General features: G+C 66.5%; 21 protein-coding genes and 1 pseudogene. 5 read left to right on the top strand and 17 right to left on the bottom strand.

What is annotated here, in order from left to right:
• Window positions 1–148 precede the first annotated feature (148 nt).
• A complete protein-coding gene (locus QRM60_RS18655) occupies window positions 149–1060 on the top strand; it encodes an AraC family transcriptional regulator (protein WP_012437858.1) in 912 nt (303 codons plus the stop codon).
• A 211-nt stretch (window positions 1061–1271) separates the two neighbouring features.
• On the opposite strand, the gene QRM60_RS18660 is transcribed toward QRM60_RS18655, so the two are convergent.
• Window positions 1272–1745: a cupin domain-containing protein gene (locus tag QRM60_RS18660; protein ID WP_285446818.1), complete on the bottom strand. Its 474-nt coding sequence runs from the start codon at window positions 1743–1745 to the stop codon at window positions 1272–1274.
• Window positions 1746–1926: 181 nt separating this feature from the next.
• Between QRM60_RS18660 and QRM60_RS18665 the strand changes: the two are divergent.
• Window positions 1927–2825 (top strand): annotated as a pseudogene (locus QRM60_RS18665) (LysR family transcriptional regulator).
• A 327-nt stretch (window positions 2826–3152) separates the two neighbouring features.
• Here QRM60_RS18665 and QRM60_RS18670 read toward each other — a convergent pair.
• From QRM60_RS18670 to QRM60_RS18690, 5 genes are all read right to left on the bottom strand, one after another.
• The gene (locus tag QRM60_RS18670; protein WP_285446819.1) at window positions 3153–4136 is read right to left on the bottom strand and encodes an aldo/keto reductase; all 984 of its coding nucleotides are present in this window, start codon (window positions 4134–4136) and stop codon (window positions 3153–3155) included.
• 271 nt (window positions 4137–4407) lie between these two features.
• Window positions 4408–5097, bottom strand: coding sequence for a TetR/AcrR family transcriptional regulator (locus QRM60_RS18675; protein ID WP_042598588.1), 690 nt, complete (start codon window positions 5095–5097; stop codon window positions 4408–4410).
• A 25-nt stretch (window positions 5098–5122) separates the two neighbouring features.
• The gene (locus QRM60_RS18680) at window positions 5123–6613 is read right to left on the bottom strand and encodes an efflux transporter outer membrane subunit (protein WP_115556415.1); all 1491 of its coding nucleotides are present in this window, start codon (window positions 6611–6613) and stop codon (window positions 5123–5125) included.
• 1 nt (window position 6614) lies between these two features.
• Window positions 6615–9749 carry an efflux RND transporter permease subunit gene (locus tag QRM60_RS18685; RefSeq protein WP_014508367.1) on the bottom strand — a complete coding sequence of 1045 codons (3135 nt, stop codon included), beginning with the start codon at window positions 9747–9749 and terminating at the stop codon, window positions 6615–6617.
• Between the two features lie 15 nt (window positions 9750–9764).
• On the bottom strand, window positions 9765–10964 hold the full coding sequence (locus QRM60_RS18690) for an efflux RND transporter periplasmic adaptor subunit (RefSeq protein ID WP_011037813.1): 1200 nt from the start codon (window positions 10962–10964) through the stop codon (window positions 9765–9767).
• A 130-nt stretch (window positions 10965–11094) separates the two neighbouring features.
• Here QRM60_RS18690 and QRM60_RS18695 point away from each other — a divergent pair, with 130 nt between their 5' ends.
• Window positions 11095–11712, top strand: a complete 618-nt coding sequence (locus QRM60_RS18695) for a TetR/AcrR family transcriptional regulator (protein ID WP_040940971.1) — start codon at window positions 11095–11097, stop codon at window positions 11710–11712.
• Window positions 11713–12508: 796 nt separating this feature from the next.
• On the opposite strand, the gene QRM60_RS18700 is transcribed toward QRM60_RS18695, so the two are convergent.
• The 8 genes from QRM60_RS18700 to creD all read right to left on the bottom strand — a co-directional run bounded on the left by QRM60_RS18700 (window position 12509) and on the right by creD (window position 19470).
• Entirely contained in the window at window positions 12509–13027 is a 519-nt protein-coding gene (locus QRM60_RS18700) for a transcriptional repressor (protein WP_103700053.1), read from the bottom strand.
• 13 nt (window positions 13028–13040) lie between these two features.
• The gene (gltX, locus tag QRM60_RS18705; RefSeq protein WP_285446820.1) at window positions 13041–14444 is read right to left on the bottom strand and encodes a glutamate--tRNA ligase; all 1404 of its coding nucleotides are present in this window, start codon (window positions 14442–14444) and stop codon (window positions 13041–13043) included.
• A gap of 69 nt (window positions 14445–14513) precedes the next feature.
• On the bottom strand, window positions 14514–15605 hold the full coding sequence (locus QRM60_RS18710) for a DUF3616 domain-containing protein (RefSeq protein WP_014508369.1): 1092 nt from the start codon (window positions 15603–15605) through the stop codon (window positions 14514–14516).
• Window positions 15606–15741: 136 nt separating this feature from the next.
• Window positions 15742–16626: a carbon-nitrogen hydrolase family protein gene (locus QRM60_RS18715; RefSeq protein ID WP_285446821.1), complete on the bottom strand. Its 885-nt coding sequence runs from the start codon at window positions 16624–16626 to the stop codon at window positions 15742–15744.
• 57 nt (window positions 16627–16683) lie between these two features.
• Window positions 16684–17280: a GNAT family N-acetyltransferase gene (locus QRM60_RS18720; protein WP_285446822.1), complete on the bottom strand. Its 597-nt coding sequence runs from the start codon at window positions 17278–17280 to the stop codon at window positions 16684–16686.
• Between the two features lie 34 nt (window positions 17281–17314).
• Complete coding sequence (locus QRM60_RS18725; RefSeq protein WP_285446823.1) at window positions 17315–17647, bottom strand: hypothetical protein; 333 nt, start codon at window positions 17645–17647, stop codon at window positions 17315–17317.
• Window positions 17648–17732: 85 nt separating this feature from the next.
• A complete protein-coding gene (locus QRM60_RS18730) occupies window positions 17733–18143 on the bottom strand; it encodes a hypothetical protein (RefSeq protein WP_285446824.1) in 411 nt (136 codons plus the stop codon).
• 7 nt (window positions 18144–18150) lie between these two features.
• A complete protein-coding gene (gene creD, locus QRM60_RS18735; protein ID WP_011037822.1) occupies window positions 18151–19470 on the bottom strand; it encodes a cell envelope integrity protein CreD in 1320 nt (439 codons plus the stop codon).
• A gap of 438 nt (window positions 19471–19908) precedes the next feature.
• Here creD and QRM60_RS18740 point away from each other — a divergent pair, with 438 nt between their 5' ends.
• Window positions 19909–20721, top strand: coding sequence for a C1 family peptidase (locus tag QRM60_RS18740; RefSeq protein ID WP_285446825.1), 813 nt, complete (start codon window positions 19909–19911; stop codon window positions 20719–20721).
• A 127-nt stretch (window positions 20722–20848) separates the two neighbouring features.
• On the opposite strand, the gene creC is transcribed toward QRM60_RS18740, so the two are convergent.
• From creC to creB, 3 genes are read right to left on the bottom strand one after another with little or no spacing between them, the layout of a single operon-like run.
• On the bottom strand, window positions 20849–22297 hold the full coding sequence (gene creC, locus QRM60_RS18745; protein WP_285446826.1) for a two-component system sensor histidine kinase CreC: 1449 nt from the start codon (window positions 22295–22297) through the stop codon (window positions 20849–20851).
• Between the two features lies 1 nt (window position 22298).
• On the bottom strand, window positions 22299–22652 hold the full coding sequence (locus QRM60_RS18750) for a hypothetical protein (RefSeq protein WP_285446827.1): 354 nt from the start codon (window positions 22650–22652) through the stop codon (window positions 22299–22301).
• A 2-nt stretch (window positions 22653–22654) separates the two neighbouring features.
• Window positions 22655–23362, bottom strand: coding sequence for a two-component system response regulator CreB (gene creB, locus QRM60_RS18755; protein WP_193589182.1), 708 nt, complete (start codon window positions 23360–23362; stop codon window positions 22655–22657).
• Between the two features lie 214 nt (window positions 23363–23576).
• Between creB and rlmJ the strand changes: the two genes are divergently transcribed.
• Window positions 23577–24485, top strand: a complete 909-nt coding sequence (gene rlmJ / locus QRM60_RS18760) for a 23S rRNA (adenine(2030)-N(6))-methyltransferase RlmJ (protein ID WP_285446828.1) — start codon at window positions 23577–23579, stop codon at window positions 24483–24485.
• Window positions 24486–24562 lie beyond the last annotated feature (77 nt).

Genomic DNA, 24562 nt, shown 5'->3' on the forward strand with positions numbered 1-24562 from the left:
GCCGCTTGGCTGCGGTTGCGGTTGCCAGGTCCGGCAGACCGCACTACGCAGGGTAGCAATGCCCACCGCTGCTGCGCGCCTAACACCCGCTCTTGTACGATCGCGCCACCGCGGCGCGGCCGCACAGCACCCCGCACGAGGGTTCCACATGGCCTCTTCCATCGCCCATCTGATCGACGTGCTGCAACGTCATGCGCCGACCGATGGCACCTTCAGCACGGCCGTGCCCGGGCTGCGGCTGATGCGCTGCTCCGCGCCCACCTACTCCATCCCCACGGTGTACACGCCCACCCTGTGCCTGGTCGCGCAGGGGCACAAGCAGGCCATGCTCGGCACCACCGCGTATCACTATCATCCGGCGATGTATCTGGTGGCCTCTGTGGACCTGCCGATCATCGGCTCGGTGATCGAAGCGAGCCCGGCCCAGCCGTATCTGTGTTTTTGCCTGGATCTGGACGTGGCCGTGCTCAGCGACCTTGCGATCCGTTACCCGGCCCTGGCCGAGCAGGCTGGCGACGCGCCAGCGTCCGGACTGTTGCTCAATCGCAGCACGCCGGAGTTGCACGACGCCGCCTTGCGGCTGGCGCGCCTGCTCGACCAGCCCCGCGACATCGACGCGCTGGCGCCGCTGGTACTGCGCGAACTGCTGTACCGGCTGATGGCCGAGCCGGGCAATGCCATCGTGCGCCAGATGGCCATAGCCGACAGCCGCCTCAACCAGATTTCCAGGGCCATTGCCTGGCTGCGTGCGCACTACGCGGAGCGCTTCAGCATCGAGCAGATCGCAGATCTATCGGCGATGAGCCGCTCCACCTTCCACACCCATTTCAAGGCAGTCACCTCGATGACGCCGCTGGAATTTCGCTCGCACTTGCGCGTGCAGGAAGCACGCCGGCTGATGGTGGCCGAGGCGCTCAGTGCCGCCGACGCCGGCTTCCGCGTCGGCTACGAAAGCGCATCGCAGTTCAGCCGCGACTACGCCCGCATCCTCGGCACGCCACCCGCACGCGATGCACAACAATTGCGTGCCAGCCGGCAGGACGCGATCGAAGTGGCGTGACGGCGTGGGCCGCCTCGACAGCGGCCTGCAGGCGTGGTGCACGCGCGCAGTGATCACTCACCAACACGGCGTGACGCAACACTCTGGTGTGTGCGGCTGCCAGCTGAGCGCGCGCGCAGCGATCTGTCACTGACCAACGTAGCGTTACGCGGCAATCCGGTGCGTGCGGATGCCACCTGCGTGCACCCACACCAGCCGCCAAGACACCGGCTCAGTTGCCTTGATACTGCGCGTCGCTGACCTGCTCCAGCCAGGTCACCGGCGAGCCATCCACCGCCTCGGCGATGGCGATATGGCTCATCGCCACCGTCGCGTTGGCGCCATGCCAGTGCTTGACGCCCGGCGGAATCCACACGATGTCGCCCGGGCGGATCTCCTGCGCCGGCTTGCCCCACTCCTGCACGCGCCCGGCACCGGCGGTGACGATGAGCGTCTGGCCTAGCGGATGGGTGTGCCAGGCAGTGCGCGCGCCCGGCTCGAAGGTCACCGTGGCGCCGCCCACGCGCGCGGGCGCATCGGTCTGGAATGGCGCATCGATGCGCACGGTGCCGGTGAAATAGCTGGCCGGGCCGGTGGCAGAAGCGGCGCTGCCGGCTTTGGTGACCTTGATTGGCGCGTGCTCGTCGGCACCGGGGCCGGCGGCGGCCATCATCGTCAAGGACATGGCGGTGGCAAACAGGCTCATTGACGTGCTCCTCGCTACAAAGTGCAGCCACTGTAGCGCGCAGGTGCGGCGCAACTGTCCGCCTGGGGCCGCATGCTCCTAGAAACACAGCACATCAATCCGTCTTGATTGAAGCCGGGATGCGCCATCGCGCATGATGCAGCGGCATGGATTTCATGTCTGATGTGTGGTGTAGGCAAGCATGGCTCGGGAAAACCTCAATGACCTGCAGGTGTTCGTCACCGTGGCGCGCGAAGGCAGCTTCACCCGCGCCGCAGCGCAGCTGGGAGTCTCGCAATCGGCGCTGAGCCACACCGTGCGTGCGCTGGAAACCCGGCTGGGGATTCGCCTGCTCACCCGCACCACGCGCAGCGTCTCGATGACCGAGGCGGGCATGCGTTTGTTTGACACGGTGGCGCCACGGCTGGAGGAGATCGACCAGGAGCTGTCGGCACTGACTGCGTTCCGCGACAAACCTGCCGGCACTATCCGCATCACCACCGCCGGTCACGCCGCCGATGCCTATCTGTGGCCGGCATTGTCGAAGGTGCTGCCCGACTACCCCGACCTCAAGGTGGAAATCACCGTCGATTACGGCCTGGCCGACATCGTGGCCGAGCGCTACGACATCGGCATCCGGCTCGGCGACCAGGTGGCCAAGGACATGATCGCGGTGCCGATCAGCCCGCGCCAGCGCATGGCGGTGGTGGCGGCGCCCAGCTACTTCGTGCATCACACCATTCCCGCAGTGCCGGCCGAGCTGGCGCAGCATAACTGCATCGGCTTGCGCCTGCCCACGCATGGCGGCCTGCTGCAGTGGGATTTCGAAAAGACGGACGCGAGCAGAAAGTGCGCGTGGATGGGCAATGGACCTTCAACGGCAGCAGCGCCATGTTGCGCGCGGCACTGGCCGGCGCGGGCCTGGCGTTTCTGCCGGAAACCATGGTGCTGGACCACATCGCCGCCGGCCGCCTGCGCCGCGTGCTGGACGACTGGTGCGACCCGTTCGATGGCTATTACGCCTATTACCCAAGCCGGCGCCAGTCTTCCGCCGCGCTCAAGGTGGTGATCGACGCGCTGCGCCATGACTTGGTGCGGTAGCCCATCGTAGGAGCGCGCTTGCGCGCGGTGGGGCTTTATCGGTAACGCCACATCGCGCGCGAGCGCGCTCCTACGGGACCTGCAGTACTGCCGCTATGTCGCGTTGCGTTGGGAAGCATGTGTCCGTCCATCGACTACAACTGTTCGCGGCAGTGACCTGCTGTGTTCCCCATGTGGAAACGAGACAGCACCGTCCCTGACTTCACCAAGCTTGGTAGGAGCACGCTTGCGCGCGATGAAGCGCTATCGGTAACACTACATCGCGCGAAAGCGCGCTCCTACGACACACCTCTTGCAGATACCGTCACTGCGGCTATACCGCCGTGCTCACTTCCCCACCAGCTTCTGCCGCTCAGGGCTGTAGCGCTCACCGACAATCTCCACCGCATCGAGTGCCTGTTGAATACGGGCCAGCTCGTCGCTGCTCAAGACGAGCGCAGCACCGCCGATGTTTTCGTCCAGGCGATGCCGCTTGGTGGTGCCAGGAATCGGCACGATCCAGGGCTTGCGCGACAATAGCCAAGCCAGCGCCACCTGTGCCGGCGTCGCGCCCTTGTCGTCCGCAATGGCCTGCAGGCGTTGCACCAGCGCCTGATTGGCACGGCGCGCCTCCGCGGCAAAGCGCGGCACGCTGTTACGGAAGTCGCTCTGGTCGAATTGCGTGTCGGCCTGGATTGCGCCCGTCAGAAATCCCTTGCCGAGCGGACTGAACGGCACGAAGCCAATCCCCAGTTCTTCCAGCGTGGGCAGCACGCTGGCTTCCGGTTCGCGCCACCACAGCGAGTATTCGCTTTGCACCGCGGCCACCGGTTGCACCGCATGCGCGCGGCGGATGGTGTCCGCGCCGGCTTCGGACAGACCGAAATGGCCCACCTTGCCTTCGGCGATCAAATCCTTGACCGTGCCGGCCACTTCCTCGATCGGCACCGCGGGATCCACGCGATGCTGATAGAACAGATCGATACGCTCGCGCTTCAACCGCAGCAGGCTGGCCTCGGCCACTGCGCGGATACGCGCGGGCCGGCTGTCCAGGCCGGCATCGGCATGTCCATCGCGAAAACCGAACTTGGTGGCGACCACCACCTGCGCGCCGTACGGCGCAAGCGCCTCACCCAGCAGTTCCTCATTGGCGAACGGCCCGTACGCCTCGGCGGTGTCGAAAAAGGTCACTCCCTGCTCCACCGCGGCATGCAGCAGTGCCACCGCCTGTTTGCGCTCGGCGGCCGGCCCGTAGCCGTAGCTCAATCCCATGCAGCCCAGGCCAAGTGCGGAGACCCGCAGCCCGCTGCGCCCTAGTGTGCGTGTATGCATCGTGTGCTCCTGCGGCAGCGCCGCGTCGATGATGGCGCCCCACCTGGCATGGCAGCGCCGAGCGCACACGTTAGCCGCCAAGGCCGGGTGGATTGCAGTGCGCGGCGCGCACACGGTCATGAGTGCGCGTCATCAATGCCGGCCCGCGTGGCGTTCGCTTATGCCCTGCGGCAGCACCGCGTTGCTCGCCAGCGCCCACGCGGATTAGACGGCACCAAGCGCAGACGTCAGCCGGCAATACCGCGCGGAGTGCAGCGCACGGCGCGCATGCTCATGAATGTGCGTCGTCACTCTCCGCGCGCGATGCCGGCGCGCGCGGCGTTCGCCTGCCGGTCGCTGCAGGCGCCGCTGGCACCGGGCGATACGCGCGCAAGAACGCTGCCACCGCGCCATCGATGTAGCGCTGCGCTGCAGCTACATCCGGCGGCCTGCCGGGCGCTGGCACCTCGGTCGGCACCGCCGTGATCAGCCCGAAGAACTGCACCGAGGCGTCGGGCAGGTTGTCGATCGCCAAGGTGCCCTGCGCTACTTCGCGTGCCAGCAGCGCACGCATCGTGCTGTCGTAGCGTTCGAAGCACAGCGTCCACATTTCTTCGCGGATCTGGCTGGGCAGCGACGGCGGCCGCACCAGGCCGTAGGCGGCATCCTGCCGCGCCGCATTGGTCCAGACCTGCAGCAGCACACTGGCAACCGCCGCCAGGCGTTGCGCCACCGGCCCGGGCAGCGTCAGCAGACCATCCCAGCGATTGGACGCCGCATGCGCCATCGCTTCCAACGTGGTGCGGAACAGCACCTCCTTGGACGCGAAGTACGCATACACCGTCGCCTTGGACACGCCCGCGTCTTCAGCGATGCGGTCCATGCTGGTGCGCTCGAAGCCCTGCTGTGTAAACAACTGCTGCGCGGCGGCCAGGATCGCGCCGCGCTTGGCATGCGGCACGCGCCGGCCCGGCGCCGGCAAGGCCGGGCCTTGCGCCGGGGCCGTGTCAGCCACGGGGAGGCGCCGTGTCGGCGGCGGCCACGTCCGGCCCATCGGCCTGCAGCCAGCCGCCACCCATCGCCTTGTAGAACGTCACCAGGTTGGTGATGCGCGACAACTGCGTGGTGATCAAGGTCTGCTGCGCGCCATACAGCGAGCGCTGCGCATCCAGCGCCTGCAGATAGCTGTCGATCCCGCGTTCGAAGCGCGCCTGCGACAACCGGTAACTGTCTGCGGTGGCATCCACCAGGGCCTGCTGTGCCTGCAGCTGGCGGCCCAGGGTGTCGCGCTGCGCGAGCGCATCGGACACCTCGCGGAACGCCGTCTGGATCGACTTTTCGTAGCGGGCCACTTCGATGTCGCGGTTAGCCTTGGCCATGTCCAGATTGGCGCGGTTACGCCCAGCATTGAACAGCGGCAAGGTGAGCTGCGGCACGAAACTCCAGGCCCGCGTGCCGGATTCGAACAATCCGGACAAGCTGCTGCTGGACGAGCCCAGCGTGGCGGTGAGGCTGATGCTGGGAAAGAACGCCGCGCGCGCCGCGCCGATGTTGGCATTGGCCGCGCGCAGGTTGCGCTCGGCCTCCAGGATGTCCGGGCGACGCTGCAACAGCTGCGACGGCACGCCCGCCGGCACGGCGGCCAGCACATTGCCTTCCACGCTTGCGCCATCGGGCAACGCGCGTGGCAACAGACTCTCCGGCAATTGGGTGCCAACCAGCAGCACCAACGCGTTGCGGTCTTGCGCCACCTGCGCGGTGTAACGCTCCACATCCACACGCGCGCTTTCCACGGTGGTCTGTGCCTGCCGCAAGGTGAGCTGCGAGGCCACGCCCAGCTCGAAACTGCGCTGCTGCAAGCGGTAGCTGTCGCTCTGGCTGGTCAGCGTGGACTGCGCCAGCTGCAGCAGCTCCTGGTCAGCGGCCAGGGTGAGATAGGCGCTGGCCACATCGGCGACCAGACTGATGTGCGTGCTGCGGCGGGCTTCGGCAGTGGAGAGAAATTGCTGCAGCGCCTGTTCCTTGAGGCTGCGCACGCGCCCGAACAGATCCAGCTCGTACGCGCTCACGCCCACATTGGCGCTGTAGGTGCGGAACACCGGCGGCTGCCCGGGCACCGCCAGTTCGCTCGGCGTGCGCGCGTTGTTGGCAGTGCCGGTGGCATCCACGCCGGGCACCAGCGCTGCGCGCTCCACCCGGTATTGCGCGCGTGCCACTTCGATATTGAGCGCGGCCACGCGCAGGTCGCGGTTATTGTCCAGCGCCAGCTGGATCACCTGTTGCAGCGCCGGGTCGGTGAACACCTCCCGCCAGCCGATATCGGCGATGACGGGAGTTTCTGCGCTCGCTGCCGCTTCGCTGGCCGCGGTCGCCGCAGTTGCACCGGCGAACTGCGCCGGCACCGGTGCGTCGGGCCGCGCATAACGCGGCATCAGCGTGCAGCCAGACAACACGCTGGTCACCGCGAGTGCGGCAAGCGTCATTCGGATCGGTGTCATGTCAGTGCCCTGCATGTTGCGGAACGGAGGCATCAGGCTGCGCGCGGCGTTCGAACAGCCCACGCACCAGTACGAAGAACAACGGCACGAAGAAGATGGCCAGCACCGTGCCGGAGATCATGCCGCCGATCACCGCAGTGCCCAGCGCGTGCTGCGCGCCGGCGCCCGCACCACTGGTCAGCACCAGCGGCACCACACCCAGGATGAAGGCCAGCGATGTCATCAGAATCGGCCGCAAGCGCATGCGCGCCGCTTCCAACGCCGCCACCACCAGGCTCTTGCCGCCTTCGTGCAATTCCTTGGCGAACTCCACGATCAGGATCGCGTTCTTCGAGGCCAGGCCAATGGTGGTGAGCAGGCCCACCTGGAAGTACACATCGTTCATTTTCCAGGTCAGCACGGCGGCCACCAGCGTGCCGAACACGCCCAACGGCACCACCAGAATCACCGAGAACGGGATCGACCAGCTCTCATACAACGCGGCCAGACACAGGAACACGATCAGGATCGACAACCCGTACAACAACCCGGTCTGCCCGGTCGAGGCTTTTTCCTGCCGCGACAACCCGGTCCACTCAAAGCCAATGCCGGCCGGCAACTTGGCCGCGGCCGCTTCCACGATCTGCATCGCCTGGCCGCTGGACGCCGCACCTGGCAGCGCCATGCCCAGAATCTCCACCGACGGCAGGCTGTTGTAGCGCTCCAGACGTGGCGAGCCCTGTGTCCAGCGTGCGGTGGCGAAGGCGTTGAACGGCACCATCGTGCCGGCGCTGTTACGCACGAACCAGCGGTCGATGTCCTGCGGGTTCATGCGGTACGGCGCATCGGCCTGCAGCATCACTTTCTTGACCCGGCCCTTGTCGATGAAGTCGTTGACATAGGTACTGCCCCACGCGCTGGAGAAGGTGTTGTTGATGTCGGCGATCGACACCCCCATCGCTTCGGCCTTGTGCGGGTCGATCTCCAGCTTGAACTCGGGCGTGTCTTCCTGCCCGTTGGGGCGCACCGCCACCAGCCGCTTGTCCTGCGAAAGCTCGGCCAGCAGTTGGTTGCGTGCCTGCATCAGCGCGGCATGCCCCAGGTTGGCGCGGTCCTGCAGCATCAGATCGAAGCCGGTGGCGTTGCCCAGCTCCGACACGGCCGGCGGCGCCACCGCAAACACCTGCGCATCGCGCAAGGTGGCGAAGAACGCGCCTGCCTTGGCCGCCACATCGGTCACGCTCTGGCCCTTGCCGGTGCGCTCGTCCCATGGACGCAGCTTGACGAAGGCAAAGCCCACGTTCTGCCCGGTACCGGCGAAGCTGAAACCGGAAACCGCAAAGATGCCGGCCACCGAGTCCTTCTGGTCGACCAGGAAGTGATGTTCCACCTGCTTGAGCACCGCACCAGTACGTGCGTCGGTGGCACCGGGCGGCAACTGCACCAGCACGAACAAGGTGCCCTGGTCTTCGTCCGGCAAGAAGCCCACCGGCGTTTTCATGAAGCCCACCACCACCAGCGCCACGATCACCACATACGCAATCATGTAGCGCCAGCCCTTGCCGAGCATGTGCCGCACCACGCCCTGGTAACGGCCATTGCTGCGGTCGAACACCCGGTTGAACCAGCCGAAGAACCCGGTGGTGGCCATGCCATGGCCGGGCTTGAGCAAGGTGGCGCACAGCGCCGGCGTCAGCACCATCGCCACCAGCACCGACAAGGTCATCGCAGAGACAATCGTGATCGAGAACTGCCGGTAGATCACACCGGTGGAGCCGCCAAAAAACGCCATCGGCACGAACACTGCGGCCAGCACCAAGGCCACGCCCACCAGTGCGCCGGTGATCTGGTCCATCGACTTGCGCGTGGCCTCCTTGGGCGAGAGCTGCTCTTCGGCCATCACCCGCTCGACGTTTTCCACCACCACGATGGCGTCATCCACCAGCAAGCCGATCGCCAGCACCATCGCGAACATGGTCAGCGTATTGATGGTGAAGCCGAACACCGCCAGCACGCCAAAGGTACCCAGCAGTACTACCGGCACGGCGATGGTGGGAATCAGCGTGGCGCGGAAGTTCTGCAGGAACAGGTACATCACCAAAAACACCAGCACCACCGCTTCGACCAGCGTATGCACCACCTGCTCGATGGAGATACGCACGAACGGTGTGGTGTCGTAGGGCTTTTGCACCTTCATGCCGGGCGGGAAGAACTTCTCCTGCTCTTCCAGGCTCTTGTCGATGGCGCGCACGGTATCGAGCGCGTTTGCTCCGGTGGCCAGCTTGATCGCCAGGCCCGCGGCCGGCTTGCCGTTGTAGCGGCCCACCGTGTTGTAGCTCTCGCTGCCCAGCTCGATGCGCGCCACATCGCGCAGACGCACCTGCGAACCGTCGGTGCGGGTACGCAGCAAAATGTTCTCGAACTCTTCGGCTGTCTTGAGCCGCGTCTGCGCGGTGATGGTGGCATTGAGCTGCTGGTTGGCCACCGCCGGCAACGCACCAAGCTGGCCGGCCGACACCTGCGCGTTCTGCGCCTGGATCGCGGCGCGTACATCCACCGGGGTGAGGTTGAAGTTGTTGAGCTTGTCCGGATCCAGCCAGATGCGCATCGAATACTGCGAACCGAACAACGTGGTGTCGCCCACGCCCTGCACGCGGCTGATGGTTTCCTGCACGTTGGCGGCAACGTAATCGGACAGATCCGAATCGCTCATGCTGCCGTCTTCGGAGGTGAAGGCCAGCACGTTGAGGAAGTTGGTGGCCGACTTGGTGACCGTGACGCCCTGCTGCTGCACTTCTTGCGGCAACAACGCGGTGGCCAGCGACAACTTATTCTGCACCTGCACCTGCGCGGTGTCGGGGTCGGTGCCGTTTTCGAAGGTCAGCGTAATGGTCACCGCACCGCTGGATTCGCTGGTGGAGGCCATGTAGCTGAGGTTGTCCAGGCCCTTCATCTTCTGCTCGATGACCTGGGTGACGGTGTCTTCCAGGGTCTGCGCAGATGCGCCGGGATAGTTGGCGGTGATCGCCACGGCGGGCGGCGCGATGCTGGGGTATTGCGCGATGGGCAAGGTGGCGATGGACAGGATGCCGGCCAGCATCACGATGATGGCCAGCACCCAGGCGAAGATCGGGCGGTCGATGAAGAAGCGTGCCATGAGCTGGAGTCCGCCTTAGTTGGCCGCACGCGGTGCGGCTGGGGCGGAGGGGCTGCCGGCAACGGATGCCGACGTCGGTTGCCACGGCACGGTCTTGACCTGGACACCGTCGCGGGCGCGCGACAGGCCATCCACCACCAGTTGGTCACCGGTCTTCAGGCCACTGCGTACCAGCCATTGGTCACCCACCGCACGGTCGGTCTCCAGCACGCGCAGCTGCAATTTGTTGTCGGCACCGACCACGAAGGCGGTCGGCTTGCCGGCGCCATTGCGCGTCACCGCCTGTTGCGGCACCAGCACGCCCTGCGCCTTGACGCCTTCCTGCAGCACCGCGCGCACGTACATGCCCGGCAGCAGATCGGCATCCGGGTTGGGGAACACCGCACGCAGGCTGATCGAGCCGGTGTTCTGGTCCACGGTCACATCGGAGAACGCAAGCCGGCCCTGCAGCGGATAGGTGCTGCCGTCTTCCAGCACCAGGCTCACCTGCGCGGCACCGTCGCCGGCACGCGCCAGATCGCCACGGGCCATCGCCTTCTTCAGCCGCAGCACGGCGGCGCTGGGCTGGGTCACGTCCACATAGATCGGGTCCAGCTGCTGGATGGTGGTCAATGCCGTGGCCTGGTTGGCGGTGACCAGCGCGCCGGGCGTCACGCTGGAGCGGCCGATCCGGCCGGAGATCGGCGCGTCCATGCGGGCGAACGCCAGATTGATGCGCGCGGTCTCCACGCTGGCCTTGCCGGCCGCCACATCCGCTTCGGCCTGGCCGAGCGTGGCGGCGGTGTCGTCGCCTTCCTGCTGACTGATCGCCTTGATCTGCACCAGCTCCTTGTAGCGGTCGGCCTTGAGCCGTGCGGTGCGCAGGTTGGCCTGGGCCTTGGCCAGGGTGGCCTGGGCGCTGGCGTAGCTGGCGCGGTAGGTGGCCGGGTCGATCTGGTACAGGGTCTGCCCTGCCTTCACGTCGCCGCCTTCGGTGAACTGCCGCGTCTGCACGATGCCGCCCACCTGGGGCCGCACTTCGGCGATCAGGTACGGCACGGTGCGGCCGGGCAACTGGGTGGTCAGGGTGACCGGCTGCGGCCGGACGGTGATGACGCCCACCACCGGCGTGCCCTGCTGCGGGGGCGGCCCGCCCGGCGGGCTACCGCAGGCGCTGATCAGGACGGAGGCGGCAACGGCGAGGAGCGGCAGGCGAAGCGAGGGGACAGGACGCACGGGGAAGGTCTCCGGGAAAACCGCGATGGATAAATCTAAACGGTACGGTTCGGTATCCTAATAAGCTCATCCGTGGGCGTCAAGCATTTCTGCCCAGTTGGTATACTTAAGCGCCCCTAGGAGCACCGCGATGCGGGTCAGAACCGAAGAAAAGCGCGACACCATCGTTCAGGCGGCCAGCGAGGTCTTCCTCGAGCTGGGCTTCGAAGGCGCGTCGATGTCGCAGATCGCCGCCCGTGTCGGCGGCTCAAAGCGCACGCTCTACGGCTATTTCGGCTCGAAGGAAGAGCTGTTTGTGGCGGTGGCCAAGGACATGTCCGACCGCTATTTCGATCCGCTACTGGATGCACTTTCGCGGAGCAGCGGCCCCATTGCCGACGCCCTGCAGCGCTTCGGAGAGGACGTCCTCACCTTCCTGTGCGCACCGCCCAATATCACCAGTTGGCAGACCATCATCGGGGTATCCGGCAGATCAGACGTCGGCGCGCTGTTTTTCAGCGCAGGTCAAGAAGAAGGCCTGAAGCGCTTCGCCGAATACCTGCAGACACAGGTGGACTGCGGCCAGCTCCGTTGCGACGACACCATGCTTGCCGCCCAACAGTTCGCCGCCCTAGTCGAAGCCGAAACCCTGATGCCCTGCCTGTTCGGCGCACTCAAGAACCCATCGCCGGAGTATCTGCGCGACGCTACCCGGCGCGCGGTGGACCTGTTTCTGGTGGGGTATGCGTGTAAGCCGGCGGCGGCTTGAGTGTGGTTGCGGATGCGGGGAGGTGGTGTGGTGACTGACGTGCTGCGCTGATGAGCGACTTCGCAGGTTTTGGAACGCCCGACCACTGAAGTGCGCTGGGCGGAATTACCTAGTCGAGCGCATTGACGACGGGTGGGGTCCGAGTTAGAGGTGCGCACTCTTAGGTGCGTCATGCGCGCGCGTGAACGACCCGGCGTGCGGGCAACAGCGCAAACAGTTTTGACCAAACCGCGCGTGCTGGCGGTGTCTCACATGAGCTGAAAAAGGCGGAGCCGCACGCGACGATCAATGCAATGCCATGTGTGCGGCTGGCAGAGCGTCGCTGCATTGCTGACGCACTACCGGATGCGGTCGTTCGGGAACCAACGGCTGTGCGCTGCGACATTGGGACGCTACGTAGCAAGCTTGTCGCGGCCAAGGCCGCTCCTACGAGGAGCTCGCATTTCCTGCGGAAACTTCGTGTCGGCAATGATGCGGACAGAGTGAACGCGCGTTCTGCGTACGAGCACCGAAATAACATCGGGAACGCCCCATCGCGGCCTAGGCCGCTCCTACGGTGAATCGGGATTGTTTAGCGTCTTGCGCGGGCGACTGGAGCCACTAGCAGCGGCTCGATTCACGCGATCAATCCGCCGTGCTGCATTTGCGATGCACAACCGCCGACGTAAATCGGGAAAGTCCATCGCGGCCGAGGCCGCTACTACCGTGAATCGCGCTTGATTACCGTCTGCGCGGGGCGATTGACCCGAGCCGCTCGCGTGCCTGGCACCGCTAGCAGCGGCTCGATTCACACCAATCAACCCGCTACCGCGCACTTGGCGCACAGGCCGTGCACTTCCAGTGTCTGTGCCTGCGGTTGGAAGCCCAGCGCCTTGGCGCGTGCTTCCAGTTGCGAGACCACATCGCGGTCTTCCAGTTCCACCGCGCTATGGCAGCGGTCGCAGATCAGGAACGGCACCGAGTGCTGGGCGCTGTTGGGGTGATGGCAGGCGACAAAGGCATTGACCGATTCGAGCTTGTGCACGAAGCCATTGGCCATCAAAAAATCCAGCGCGCGGTACACCGTTGGCGGGGCGTCGGCGCCCACGCCCTTGCCTTCGCGCACCCAGTCCAGCAGCTCGTAGGCCTTGACCGGTTTGCCGGCATCGGCGATCAGCCGCAGTACGTTGGCGCGGATCGGGGTGAGCCGCAGGCCGCGTTCGCTGCAGGCGCGCTCCACCGCGCGTACGAAGCTGTTGGCATCGTCCACGTGGTGGTGCGGGGCCGTGCAGGCATGTTCCTGGTCGTGCGTTTGGGTGTGCGTGTGCTTGGTCATACAGGCTCCGGCGTCAGGCCGCTCCAATCTTGATGAGTGCCGCATCGATGCGTTTCAAGGCACCCTCGCGGCCGGCCAGGTACACCGTCTGCGAAATGTCCGGGCTGACCTGGGTGCCGGTGATGGCCACCCGCAGCGGCTGGGCGACTTTGCCCATGCCCAGTTCCAGCGCCGCGGCAGCGGCATGCAGCGCCGCCGACACGTTCTCCACGCTCCATTCGCTCAGCGCAGCGAGCATCTCGCGCGCCTTGCCCAGCGGCACTTCCGCGCCCAACTTCAGGTGCTTGATCACCGCCGCTTCGTCGTAGGTTTCCAAAGGCTGGTACCAGACCACGGCTTTTTCGGCCATTTCCTTCAGGGTCTGCACGCGCTCGCGCAGCGCCACCACCACATCGGCGGCGGCCGGGCCGGCAGCGATGTCCAGGCCCAGCTTGGCCAGCTGATATTCCAGCTGCGGCGCGATGCTGGCCGGGTCGTCGGTCTTCAAGTAATGCTGGTTGACCCAGCCGAGCTTGGCCATGTCCAGGCGCGCGGCCTTGGAATTGACGTCCTTGACGTCGAACAGGTCCAGCAATTCCTGCTGGCTGAACAGCTCCTGGTCGCCATGCGACCAGCCCAGACGGGCCAGGTAATTGATCAACGCATGCGGCAGGTAGCCGGCGTCCTTGTACTGCATGACATCGGCCGCGCCAGTGCGCTTGGAGAGCTTGGCGCCGTGCTCGTCCAGGATCATCGGCATGTGCGCGAACTTGGGCACCGGCGCGCCCAATGCTTCATAGATGTTGATCTGGCGCGGGGTGTTGTTGATGTGGTCGTCGCCGCGGATCACCTCGGTGATGCCCATGTCCCAATCGTCCACCACCACCGCGAAGTTGTAGGTGGGATAGCCATCCGGGCGGAAGATCACCATGTCGTCGAGCTCGCTGTTGGCGATCTCGATGCGGCCCTTGATCAGGTCGTCGAACACCACCGTGCCCGCGAGCGGGTTCTTGAAGCGGATCACCCGGTTCGGGTCGTCGCGATACGGCAGCTCCTGCTCGCGCGCGGCGCCGTTGTAGCGCGGTTTTTCCTGCTTGGCCATCGCGGCCTCGCGCATCGCGTCGAGCTCCTCACGGGTCTCGTAGGCGTAATAGGCCTTGCCCTGCGCCAGCAGCTGCTCGGCCACCTCCTGGTAACGGGCGATGCGCTGGGTCTGGTAGATCGGGCCTTCGTCGTAGCCCAGGCCCAGCCACTCCATGGCTTCCAGGATGGCGTCGATGGCGGCCTGGGTGCTGCGCTCACGGTCGGTGTCTTCGATGCGCAGCACGAACTGCCCGCCGCGGTGACGTGCCTCCAGCCAGCAATACAGGGCGGTGCGTGCGCCGCCGATGTGCAGGTAACCGGTGGGGCTGGGGGCAAAACGGGTGCGGCAGGTCATGGAGCGCTCGGCGGAACGGGAGTGGCCCGATTTTACCTTGCGCAGCCGTGCCCTGCCCGGCCCGCCCGCTCAGGTGTTGCGCAACAGGTCGCCGTAGACCACGCAATCGCCGCCGCTGCGCTTGGCGCCGGGGGCGTCGTAGAGCACCAGCCAGCTTGGCGTGTTGCCGGCCAACTGGCGCGGCAGGTTGCAGATGGCTTCGGCGCGGTCGCTGTCTTCGCCGTGCGGCAGCACCACCGACTTGAGCAGCTCGCGCTGGAAGCGCACCGGCGCCTGGTTGGCGGCCAGCACGCTGCGCGCATCCGGCCACTTGAACAAGCGGATCTCGCCATTGAGCACCATGGTGGGCCCGGCCAGCAGATACAGGTCGTCACCGGAATAGTGCAGGTCACGCACGCCCAGCCCGCCCAGTTGCAGGAAGTGCTTGCGCAGCAGCGTGCCCTCTTCATCCAGCGGGACAAGGCGCAGATGATCGCCATGCGCTTCCACCTGGATCTCCAGCAGCGCCGACCACCCACGCAACACCGGGCCACGCAGGCCCAGCAGCAGGCGCTGGCCATCCACCACGATGCCTTCGATGTCGAAGCCGTTGTCCTTGCCGGGAATCTTCAAGAACGGGCCGAAATGCGGGTCGTCTTCCAGCAGCGCGGTGAGCTGGTTGTGCTTGGCGTCGCCCTTGAGCCGCAGCGCGCGGCGGCCGTCGGCAGCTTCGCGCACCAGCGTGGGGGTGCCATCGGCAGCGCGCTCGATCGGCAGGCAGGCCAGCAGGCGGCGGTTGGCATCGAGCTTTAGCTTGGTCAGCCGCTTGGCGTTTTCGGCATCGTCGCGACCAGGCTTCGCGTTCTTGCGCTTGAGCCCATGCGAGCCGATCACCCACAAGAAGCCATCGGAGAGCGCCAGGCCTTCCAGGTCGGCTTCCTCGGCTGCTTCGCCGGGCAGATCTAGCAACTCCGCCAACGGAAAGCTCTGGCCTTCGCCAAAGCGCAGCGTCTCGCGCTGCAGCGGGGCGAGCGTGCGCAGGCGGTCCACCGCACAGGCTTCATCGCCGGCCACCCACAGCCAATCGTCGGTGAAGGCAGCGCCGGAAAGATTGCTGTGCACCAGCGCGCCAGGCGCAAATTCCAGGCGGACGCTATGCGGGATCAAGGTTTTCTTGGACATGGGTGACCTGGTCGGTGGCGGGCGGGAGTTGCCAGGCGGCTGACTCCCACGGGCGCGTGACCGTTGGCGCGGCGCGCATGGGAAGCGCTACGCATCCACCGGCCGGCAGCGCCCGGAGGCTATCGGTCGTCTTGGATCAATCGAACCCAACCAGCTTCGCACGCGTCACGTGAGCAGCCAATTGACTGGGCCAATCGCGGTCATTGGCCACCTGCGCCTGCGCACGGCTGGCCGCGAACGCGTCAAAATCCAGCTCCGCATACGCCCACACCTGCGCGCCCTGGGTCTGCGCCAGCACGCCATCGGCCGGAAAGCCAACATCCATCGGCGCGAACACCGCAGCCTCGCCGGTATTGACGTCCAACGCCGGGCTCCACGGCGCCTCACCGGCGGTGACCGACTGCGCAACGAACACGCGGTTTTCCAGCGCACGCGCCAGGCACCCCACGCGCACGCGCATCGCACCGGCGGCGGTGTCGGTGCAGCTGGGCACGATCAGCAAGCGCGCACCGGCCTCGTACTGCGCGCGCACCGGCAACGGGAATTCGCTGTCGTAGCAGATGGCGATCGCCGCACGCACGCCATCCAGCTCGAACACCTTCAGCGCATCGCCCGGGTCGATCACGCCGGTGGCCTTTTCGAACCCGGTGAGCTGCAACTTGTCCTGCCAGCCATGCGTGCCGTCGGGGGTGAACCAATCGCTGCGGTTGCGGTAACGGCCGGTGCCAATCTCCAGCAGGAAACTGCCGGCGATCAGATGCACCGCATGCTGCCGGGCCAGCCCGGCGAACAGCGCCATCCACCGCGGGCGCAGCCCCTGGATCGCTGCCAGCGACTCCGGCAAACCAGCCGAAATCTGTGTGCCGAAGGTGGCGCCCAGCTCCAACGACAGATATTCCGGCAGCACCAGCACGCGTGCACCGGCCGCCGCGGCCTCGCCCACCAACGCCGTCTGGCGTGCGGCGAAGGCAGCGAAATCGGCCGGTTTGTCGATCGGGTATTTGGCAACGGCAATCTTCATCGGGTGAGCTTCCTGCCATGCGTACGTGGTGGGTGATGCGGAGGTGGCGCAGCAGCCTTACGCCTGCAGCGCGCGCGTCCACACCTCCAAACTGTGGTCGATCTCCCCGTGTTGCAACTCCGCCCACTCCAGCCGCACCTGCATGCCGGGCTGCGACGCATAGCCGCGCTTGCGCCAGAACGCATCGTTGGGCCGGTAATCGGCTGGGCGGCGCGTGTCGTGCGGGTCGCGCTGGACCGAGCAGAACGCGGTCAGGGCAAACCGCCCAAGCGCACGCGCGTGTGCTTCGCGCTGGTCGAAAAAGGCGTGCCCGATGCCCTGCCCGCGATAGTCCGGCAGCAACACCGATTCGCCGAAATAAAACACGCTGGCCGGGTCGATGCCCGCCGCGCGGAACGGCGCGTGGAAGGCGGCGCTATCGTCCAGCAAAGGCAGGCCGGTGGAGGCGCCGATCACCACATCGCCATCGCGCGCCAGCACGAACACGCTGTCTGGCGAGGCCGCATAGGCGGCGAGGTAGTCGCGCTCGTAGGCGGGGCCGCCGTCGTAGAGATACGGCCAGGCGCGGAAGACCACACTGCGCAGCCGCGCCAGGTCGTCCAGAAACGGCGTGATGGCGCTGCCGCGCAGTGCCGTGATGGTGGGAGTAGGCATGGGTGCATTCTAGCCATGGCTGCGGCGCGTGCGCTCAGCCGGCCGTGCCGGCTCCACGCGCGGCCTGCCACGCCAGCATGCGCCGGCCCAACAGCCCCAGGGGCGCTGCCAGGAGGCACGCGGCGTCCGCCGCCAACTGCAGGCAAATCGTCGCTTCCACCGCCACTGCCGACGCGAACGCATCCTGCCCGGCGCCGGGCTGCAGCATCAAGGTGCCGAACAACAACACCGGCAAGAGCACGCAGACGCAGGCGACGCACCCACCGAACACCCGCCAGCTGGAGCTGGCCACCAACGCCAGCGTCAGCACCGCAACCACAAAGATCACTACGGCCGCCCAGATCACCGCAGGCGTCCTGTGACGCATGTTCCGCTGCACTGCAGTCGGGCGACACGGTGCGCTGCCTGCTGCAGCCGTGCGTAACAGACAACTCGCCTGCAAACCGCGCCGCTCATCGCAGCCAGCTCCGCGTGCAGGCCGCAGCGGCGGACTGCTGCCACAGCAACCAAACGGCCGCATCTTCCACCGCCAGCAGCACGCCGAGTAATGCATCGCTACTGCGGGCCCAGTAGCTGCCGTTGCTCAGCCGCTGCCATGGCAGGTACTGGCGCAGTGGCGGCCGTGGCGCAGCGCACTGCAGCTGCTGTAGTGCGTTGGCGCCATCGCGGCGCACATCCTCGGCCGTGCGTGCGTGCAGCGCCATGCCGATCCATCCACGCCGCCCCGCTGCAGGCAGCGGCAAGGCGGACAGCGGTGAGCATTCCCACTGGTGGGGTGACGCTGCGGATAGCAGCGCCACCGTTTCGATCCCGGCGGGCAGCAACCGCTGCGCCCGCCGGTGTAACTGAGAGCGCATCAGCATGCCGACCTCAGCGCAGGCTGTTGCCAAGTTCGTACCAATCGAGCTTGCGGGTTACCCACATGATGCAGGCCAGGATGCCGAACAGCAGCAACGATCCCATCAGCAACGCGTTGTCTTCGGAGATCAGCAAGCTGTAAAGCACCCCGTACAGCGCGGTGAGCATCACCGAAAATCCGCCGGCCCGCGCCCAGCTGCGCAACACACCAGACAGGTACACGCACTGCAGCCCGATACACGCCACCGCCGAGACCAGGTACGCCTGCCAGAAGGCGATGCGCTCGGACAGGCTGAGCAGCAGCAGGAAAAAAATCGCCAGCGCCAGGCCCACCAGCAGGTATTGCACCGGGTGGATCGGCAGCCGCTTGATCAGCTCGAACAACACAAACGCCACGAAGGTCAGCACCACGAACAGGATGCCGTACTTGCTGGCGCGATCGGCCTGGGTATACACGTCCACCGGGTCGACCAGCCGCACTTCCAGCATGTCCAGCGCGCTCGCATCCGACTGCAACTGCGTCTGCGCGCCGGTGGCCAGCGCTGACAGCGACCAGGTGGCGTCGAAGCCCTTCGGCCCGATGCTCGGCGCATTCGGCAGGAACTGCCCGCCGAAGGACGGGTGCTGCCAGCCCGAGCGCAGCGCGATGTCGTTGGTGTCGCCGATCGGCGCGATCGCCAGCCGGCGCGTGCCATCCAGCACGAACTGCATGTCCACCACATTGCCGTCCTGCAGCGTCCCGGCAGTTGCATCGCTCACCGGCTTGAGCGCGGCATGGATGCCCGAGGTCCGCCCGGCCAGCGTGCCTGCACCGCCTTCCAGCGTCAGCGCCCGGCCATCCACGCGCAGGCTGGGCGTGCCCACCAATCCACGTACATCGGAAATGCCCACCGTCAGATACGGTTGGCCATACACGCGGGTGGGCGCGGCGGCGTACTCGAACGGGTCGTATTCGGCGTGCAGCGTTGCCTTCCACGAATACACCTGCACGCGGTAGATCCCCACCTCGCGCACCGAAGGCACCATCTCGCCGCTGATCTTGAGCGTGCGCGGCGTCTGCAGCAGCGCCCCCTCCTGCGCGCGCCACACCTTGCGCTGGTTGCCCTGCTCGTCCGGCTCGTTCACCTGCACCTGCTCGGTGTAGGGCAGCACACGCACCGGCGCGATGAATTGCTGCTCGCCGGCCTTGCTTTTGGACACCCGCTCCACCGCCTCGTCGCGGTAGCGCGCGCGGTCCTGCACCGCGCCGCGGATCAACAACAACGGGATCAGCAACAGCAGGATCAACCCACCAACGGTGGCGAAGCGCAACAGCAGTTTCAGGGATTTCATCGACCATCCTCAGTCTGGGAGGTGGTCAGGGTGAGCGCGCTCGGTGTCCAGGGTTTGAGGCGAATTTGAAGCGAATGTGAAGTGGGTGGCCCGCACGGCCAACGAGTGCCACTGTGACGTGCTGTGGAAATACAGGTTTCACTCGGGAAAAGTGCAACGCAGGCCCATCAAGGGCTTCTGTTTCATCGACGGCACTTCGCATCACTGCCACGCACTTCGGCGCCAGGCGCAACGATGCGCAGGCAGTTGCGTACGACAGGACCATCGTTTCGTTTTCCGTCATGTTTTGAACACGGCTTTCCGGTTCCGTCGTTCTTCGCCGTCTTTCTTCCATCTTCCGCGCGCCGTCGTGGCGCCGTTCTACACGCCTGGCCGCTTGGCTGGCCGTGGTTTCAGCCGTGCGCCCGACTGCATCCCTCTTGCCTGGAGTCTGCCTTCATGAACACGCAACGTTCGCTGACGCTCTGCCTGCTCGCTTCTCTGAGCCTGTCCTCCGCTGCTGCACAGGCGGCAATGCATGGAATGGGTTTGAAACCGTCGGCGTTGATGCAGCCGGTGACCCCGCTGTTCGGCACCGCAAGTACCGCCAAGCCGCTCCCCGCCACAGTGGACCTGACCGCCTGGGCGATCACGCCAGGCGACCAGGGTCAGGTGGGGTCCTGTGCCTCGTGGGCAACCGCCCACACCCTCACCGGCTGGTATGCCAATGCCGCCAAACAGGCGCAGACCCGCTTTGCGCCGATGTATCTCTATAGCCAGGTCAACGGTGGCGTCGATGGCGGCTCCACCCTGGAAGCCCCACTGGACGTGGCTTTGGCCCAGGGCATCGACACCGCGCAGCATTATTCATGGGGCGATTACAACTGGAAGAACCCGCCTACCGCTGCCGACCGCGCCAACGCCGCCAAGCACCCCACGCCGTACCGCAAGTACACCGTGCTGTATGCCGGCGACGGAAATGGCGGGCGGGCATTGGTCGAACAGATCAAGCTTGCGCTGGCCGCGTCCACGCCGGTGGCCATCGGCTTCTATGTCCGGCAAGGCTTCGAAGACCTCACCCCATCGAATCAGGTCGACTACGACATCAAGACGCCGATTCTGGGCGGCCACGCGGTGATCGCACTGGGGTACGACAGCGAAGGCTTGATCGTTGAAAACAGCTGGGGAACCGAGTGGGGCAACAAGGGCTTTGGCAAGCTGTCCTGGTCGGTCGTGGCAAAGGACGTGATCGGAGCTGACGTAGTGCACTGACCACGGCGATTGCGCGCGATAAGGCGTCGCTGACACGGATGCGGCATGTGCTCCGGCACCTGCCGCATCCACGCGGCCGCCAGCCGCCGCAGTTCGCCAGCAGGTCGCACATGGCCTGCAACGGGATTTACGCGATGGGCAATCGCAAGGTGGCGATCGCACCGCCACCGTCGCGATTGCGCAGGCGCACGTCACCGCCGTGCAGGCGGGCCACCTCACGCACGAATGGCAAGCCCAGGCCGGAACTGCGTTGCCCGGTCTGCGGGCGCGCCAGCGAATAGAACCGCTCGAACACGCGTTCGATCGCATAATCGGGCACGCCACTGCCGCGGTCTTCGACCAACAGCTGCACCTGGCCGTCCTCCAGCTGCGTGCGCAGCTGCACGGTGCCGCCGTCCGGCGAGAAGGCGATGGCGTTTTCCAGCAGGTTGATCACGGCCTGCCGCAGCAGGAAGGCATCGCCGAGCACGGCCTGATCGCTGGCGGCCATGCTTGCCGCATCGAGCTCCACCAGCACGCCGGCGCCAGCGGCGCGCAGCAATACCGCGTCCACCGCAGCGTGCAACACGCCAGGCACGGCCACGCGCGCACGGGTCTGCAGCCAGCCGTGTTGTTCGACCTCGGCCAGGGCGAGCAGCTTGTCGATGGTTTCGGTCAGGCGCTGCTCCTGGGCGCGGATGCTGGCCACGAAATGCTGGCGGTCGGACTCCGGCAATGGCTCGGTCAACAGCTCCGAGGCGCCACGAATGGCCGCCAGCGGGCTTTTCATCTCGTGCGTCAGCGATTGCACGTAGTGCTCGACGTAGGCCTTGCCCTCCAGCTTGCGGCGCATGGTTTCCAGCGCCTGGCCCAGGTCGCCGATTTCATCGCCGCGCGGCTTGGGCGGCGGCACCGGGATGCCCGCACTCACCGCCTGCGCGTAGCGATTCAACCGGCCGATGCCGCGCATCAGCCACCAGGTCATGCCGATGCCGATCAATGCGGAAATGCCGATCAACCAGGCGCCCCGTTGCAGGATGTTGCGCTGGCTGGCTTCGATGAAGGGGTCGATGCTGCGATTGGGCTGCGCCAGTGTGAGCACGCCGATCAGTGTGCCCGGTGCGTCCGGCGCATAGATCGGTGCGGCCACATGCATCACCGTGGCGCCGGGAGTGCCATCCAACTCTGGACTGGAGCGCGCGCCGTATTCGCCGCGCAGGGTGCGGTAGACATCGTTCCAGCGCGAGTTGTCGCGGCCGACGTCGCGGCCCAGCGAATCGAACACCACCACACCACGCGCATCGGTCACGGTGACGCGGTAATCCACGTTGTTCTTGCGGAAGCGCCACACCCAGGCCTTGGGGTCGCGCTGCTGGGCCTGTGCCAGGTGGCGCGCAAAGCGGCCGTTGGCGATCTGCCCGGCTGCAAGCTCGGGGCTGGCCATCTCGGCCAGCACGTTGGCCGCATCCACCAGCGTGGATTCCATCGCCTGGCGCACGCCCGGCTTGACCTCGTTGACGAACACCCGCATCACGAAGAACGCGGCCAGCCCGACGATCAGAAAAAAACCGAGAAACAGCTTGAGGCCGAGCCGCATGTCAGCACCGAATCCCGTTGGCCGTGCACGCAGGTGTGTGGTCGTTGGTCGAACACCGCGTGGTCAAGTAGCCGTCAACAGCCGACGCATTTGGCATGGATGCGGCCTGCGCCAGTTGCGTCTGTGCCAGGAGCGACGAACGCAAGGTGGGCGTGCATAGGGATTGCGCGATTGCGGCACTGCGGAGGCACGCAACGTCGATCTCCTCCGCACGCGCCTGATGATGGCCGACGCAAGCCAGCGCGAACACCTCGCGCCCACCCGCCAGGCCGTTCACTTCTGTCAGCCCACGCCGACCACGCAAACCAGCACGTTCGACCACCCCAACCGCCGGCTGCTGAAACACGGCATCCATCCTCAGACCTCCAGCGCGTAGCCAAGGCCACGGTGGGTGCGGATCGGGTCGGCCGGCACGCCGGCCTGGCGCAGCTTGGCGCGCAACGTCTTGATGTGGGTATCCACGGTGCGGTCGGCGCTGTCGGCGCTGGCATCCCAGCCGCGGTCCATCAGCTGGGTGCGGCTGAGGATGGCGCCGGGCCGCTGCAGCAGCGCGGCCAGCAGCGCGTATTCGTAGCGCGTCAGCGGCAACAGCGTCTCGCCGTAGCGGATGCGGCTGCCGTCGCGATCAATCGCGAACGCGCCGTGCGGCTGCCAGCCCGGTTCGGCCTGAGCCACGGCCACGCTGCGCCGGCGCAGCCGTGCGCGCACCCGCGCCACCAGCTCGCGCGGCGAAAACGGCTTGGCCATGTAGTCGTCGGCACCGAGTTCCAGACCCAGCACGCGGTCGATCTCGTCGTTGCGTGCGGTCAGGAAGATCACCGGCACCTCGCTGAAACTGCGCAGCGTGCGGCAGACCTCGAAGCCGTTGATATCCGGCAGGCCCACGTCCAGCACCACCAGGTCGGCGGGATCGTTGCGCAGCCGCTCCAGCGCCTCGCGCCCCAACAGGCAGTGCTCGGGCGCGTAGCCCTCGCTGCGCAGGGCGTACAGCACGGTGTCGGCAATGGCGGTTTCGTCCTCGACGACAAGGACACGGGCGGGGGTTTCGGACATGGCGCGCAGCATAGCCGCATGCCGGCGCGGCCAATAGCACACCGGCCACCGTGCACGGCCGCCGCGGGCCATCATCGACCACACCACGCTGGCTGCACCTTGCGAGGCCGAGGCGTTGCAGACGCGCTCCCCCCGGTGCCCGGCCGCCTTGCTGCGCCCCACCCGGCGTAAACCGCCACCGCACCTGGCACAGCGCAAACCACCGCGCACCCTCTACACTGCCGCGATGAACTATCGCCACGCCTTCCATGCCGGCAACCACGCCGACGTGCTCAAGCACATCGCCTTGCTGGCGCTGATCGACACACTCAAGCGCAAGGACACCCCGTTCTTCGTGCTGGACACCCACGCAGGCCGTGGCCGCTACCAGCTCGGTGGCGAAGAGAGCCGCAAGACCAACGAAGCCGATGCCGGCGTCATGCGGTTGATGGCCGAAGCCACGCTGCCGGAGGTGGTGGAACGCTATCTGCGCGCGGTGCAGGCCGACAACGCCGCCGTCGCACGCCCGGCCGTGCCCGGCCAGAAAGCGGCCCGTCCCACTGCCGGTATCCAGATCAATCACTACCCCGGCTCGCCGCTGCTGGCGGCGCAGGCGCTGCGCGCGCAGGACCGCATGGCGTTCTGCGAACTGCAGCCCGACGAAGCCCAGGCGCTGAAGACCCTGTTCGCCAACGACAGCCGCGTGCGTGTGCATGCCGGCGATGGCTATGCGGCGATCCGCGCCTTCCTGCCGCCGCGGGCCGGCGAGGTCAAGATCGGCCGCGGACTGGTCCTGATCGACCCACCCTATGAATCACAGGGTGCCGAATACCCGCAGGTGATCGCCAGCGTGCGCGAAGCGCTGGCGCGTTGGCCGCAGGCGATCTGCATGGTGTGGTACCCGATCAAGCTGCGCCGCAGCCTGCAGCCGTTCATGCGCAAGGCCGCCGCGCTGCCAGCCAAGTCGGTGCTGATGGCCGAACTGCAGGTGCATCCGGACGATTCACCGCTGCGCCTGACCGGCAGCGGCCTGTTGATCGTCAATGCCCCCTGGCAGTTCGACCAGGTGCTGGCCCCGGCGCTGCCCGCGCTCAAGGCGCACCTTGGCGAAGTCGGTGCCTCGACCCGGCTGGAGTGGCTGCGTCAGGAGGGCTAGGCCCCGTTGATGCCCGGCGTCACGACTGGCTCACGGCATCGCTCGGTAGAGTGCCGTGGGAAGCACTGCCACCCCCG

Source organism: Xanthomonas sp. fls2-241-TYG-148, from assembly GCF_030208815.1.
Lineage (GTDB): Bacteria > Pseudomonadota > Gammaproteobacteria > Xanthomonadales > Xanthomonadaceae > Xanthomonas > Xanthomonas campestris.

What these genes read in the sequence shown, in the direction of transcription:
- QRM60_RS18740 (WP_285446825.1), top strand. Translation starts at nt 19,909, where the DNA reads ATGAACACGCAACGTTCGCTGACGCTCTGCCTGCTCGCTTCTCTGAGC.
- QRM60_RS18750 (WP_285446827.1), bottom strand. Translation starts at nt 22,652, where the DNA reads ATGGATGCCGTGTTTCAGCAGCCGGCGGTTGGGGTGGTCGAACGTGCT.
- QRM60_RS18695 (WP_040940971.1), top strand. Translation starts at nt 11,095, where the DNA reads ATGCGGGTCAGAACCGAAGAAAAGCGCGACACCATCGTTCAGGCGGCC.
- creC (WP_285446826.1), bottom strand. Translation starts at nt 22,297, where the DNA reads ATGCGGCTCGGCCTCAAGCTGTTTCTCGGTTTTTTTCTGATCGTCGGG.
- rlmJ (WP_285446828.1), top strand. Translation starts at nt 23,577, where the DNA reads ATGAACTATCGCCACGCCTTCCATGCCGGCAACCACGCCGACGTGCTC.
- QRM60_RS18670 (WP_285446819.1), bottom strand. Translation starts at nt 4,136, where the DNA reads ATGCATACACGCACACTAGGGCGCAGCGGGCTGCGGGTCTCCGCACTT.
- creB (WP_193589182.1), bottom strand. Translation starts at nt 23,362, where the DNA reads ATGCTGCGCGCCATGTCCGAAACCCCCGCCCGTGTCCTTGTCGTCGAG.
- QRM60_RS18655 (WP_012437858.1), top strand. Translation starts at nt 149, where the DNA reads ATGGCCTCTTCCATCGCCCATCTGATCGACGTGCTGCAACGTCATGCG.
- QRM60_RS18725 (WP_285446823.1), bottom strand. Translation starts at nt 17,647, where the DNA reads ATGCGTCACAGGACGCCTGCGGTGATCTGGGCGGCCGTAGTGATCTTT.
- QRM60_RS18730 (WP_285446824.1), bottom strand. Translation starts at nt 18,143, where the DNA reads ATGCTGATGCGCTCTCAGTTACACCGGCGGGCGCAGCGGTTGCTGCCC.
- QRM60_RS18680 (WP_115556415.1), bottom strand. Translation starts at nt 6,613, where the DNA reads ATGACACCGATCCGAATGACGCTTGCCGCACTCGCGGTGACCAGCGTG.
- QRM60_RS18720 (WP_285446822.1), bottom strand. Translation starts at nt 17,280, where the DNA reads ATGCCTACTCCCACCATCACGGCACTGCGCGGCAGCGCCATCACGCCG.
- QRM60_RS18685 (WP_014508367.1), bottom strand. Translation starts at nt 9,749, where the DNA reads ATGGCACGCTTCTTCATCGACCGCCCGATCTTCGCCTGGGTGCTGGCC.
- gltX (WP_285446820.1), bottom strand. Translation starts at nt 14,444, where the DNA reads ATGACCTGCCGCACCCGTTTTGCCCCCAGCCCCACCGGTTACCTGCAC.
- creD (WP_011037822.1), bottom strand. Translation starts at nt 19,470, where the DNA reads ATGAAATCCCTGAAACTGCTGTTGCGCTTCGCCACCGTTGGTGGGTTG.
- QRM60_RS18715 (WP_285446821.1), bottom strand. Translation starts at nt 16,626, where the DNA reads ATGAAGATTGCCGTTGCCAAATACCCGATCGACAAACCGGCCGATTTC.
- QRM60_RS18710 (WP_014508369.1), bottom strand. Translation starts at nt 15,605, where the DNA reads ATGTCCAAGAAAACCTTGATCCCGCATAGCGTCCGCCTGGAATTTGCG.
- QRM60_RS18700 (WP_103700053.1), bottom strand. Translation starts at nt 13,027, where the DNA reads ATGACCAAGCACACGCACACCCAAACGCACGACCAGGAACATGCCTGC.
- QRM60_RS18660 (WP_285446818.1), bottom strand. Translation starts at nt 1,745, where the DNA reads ATGAGCCTGTTTGCCACCGCCATGTCCTTGACGATGATGGCCGCCGCC.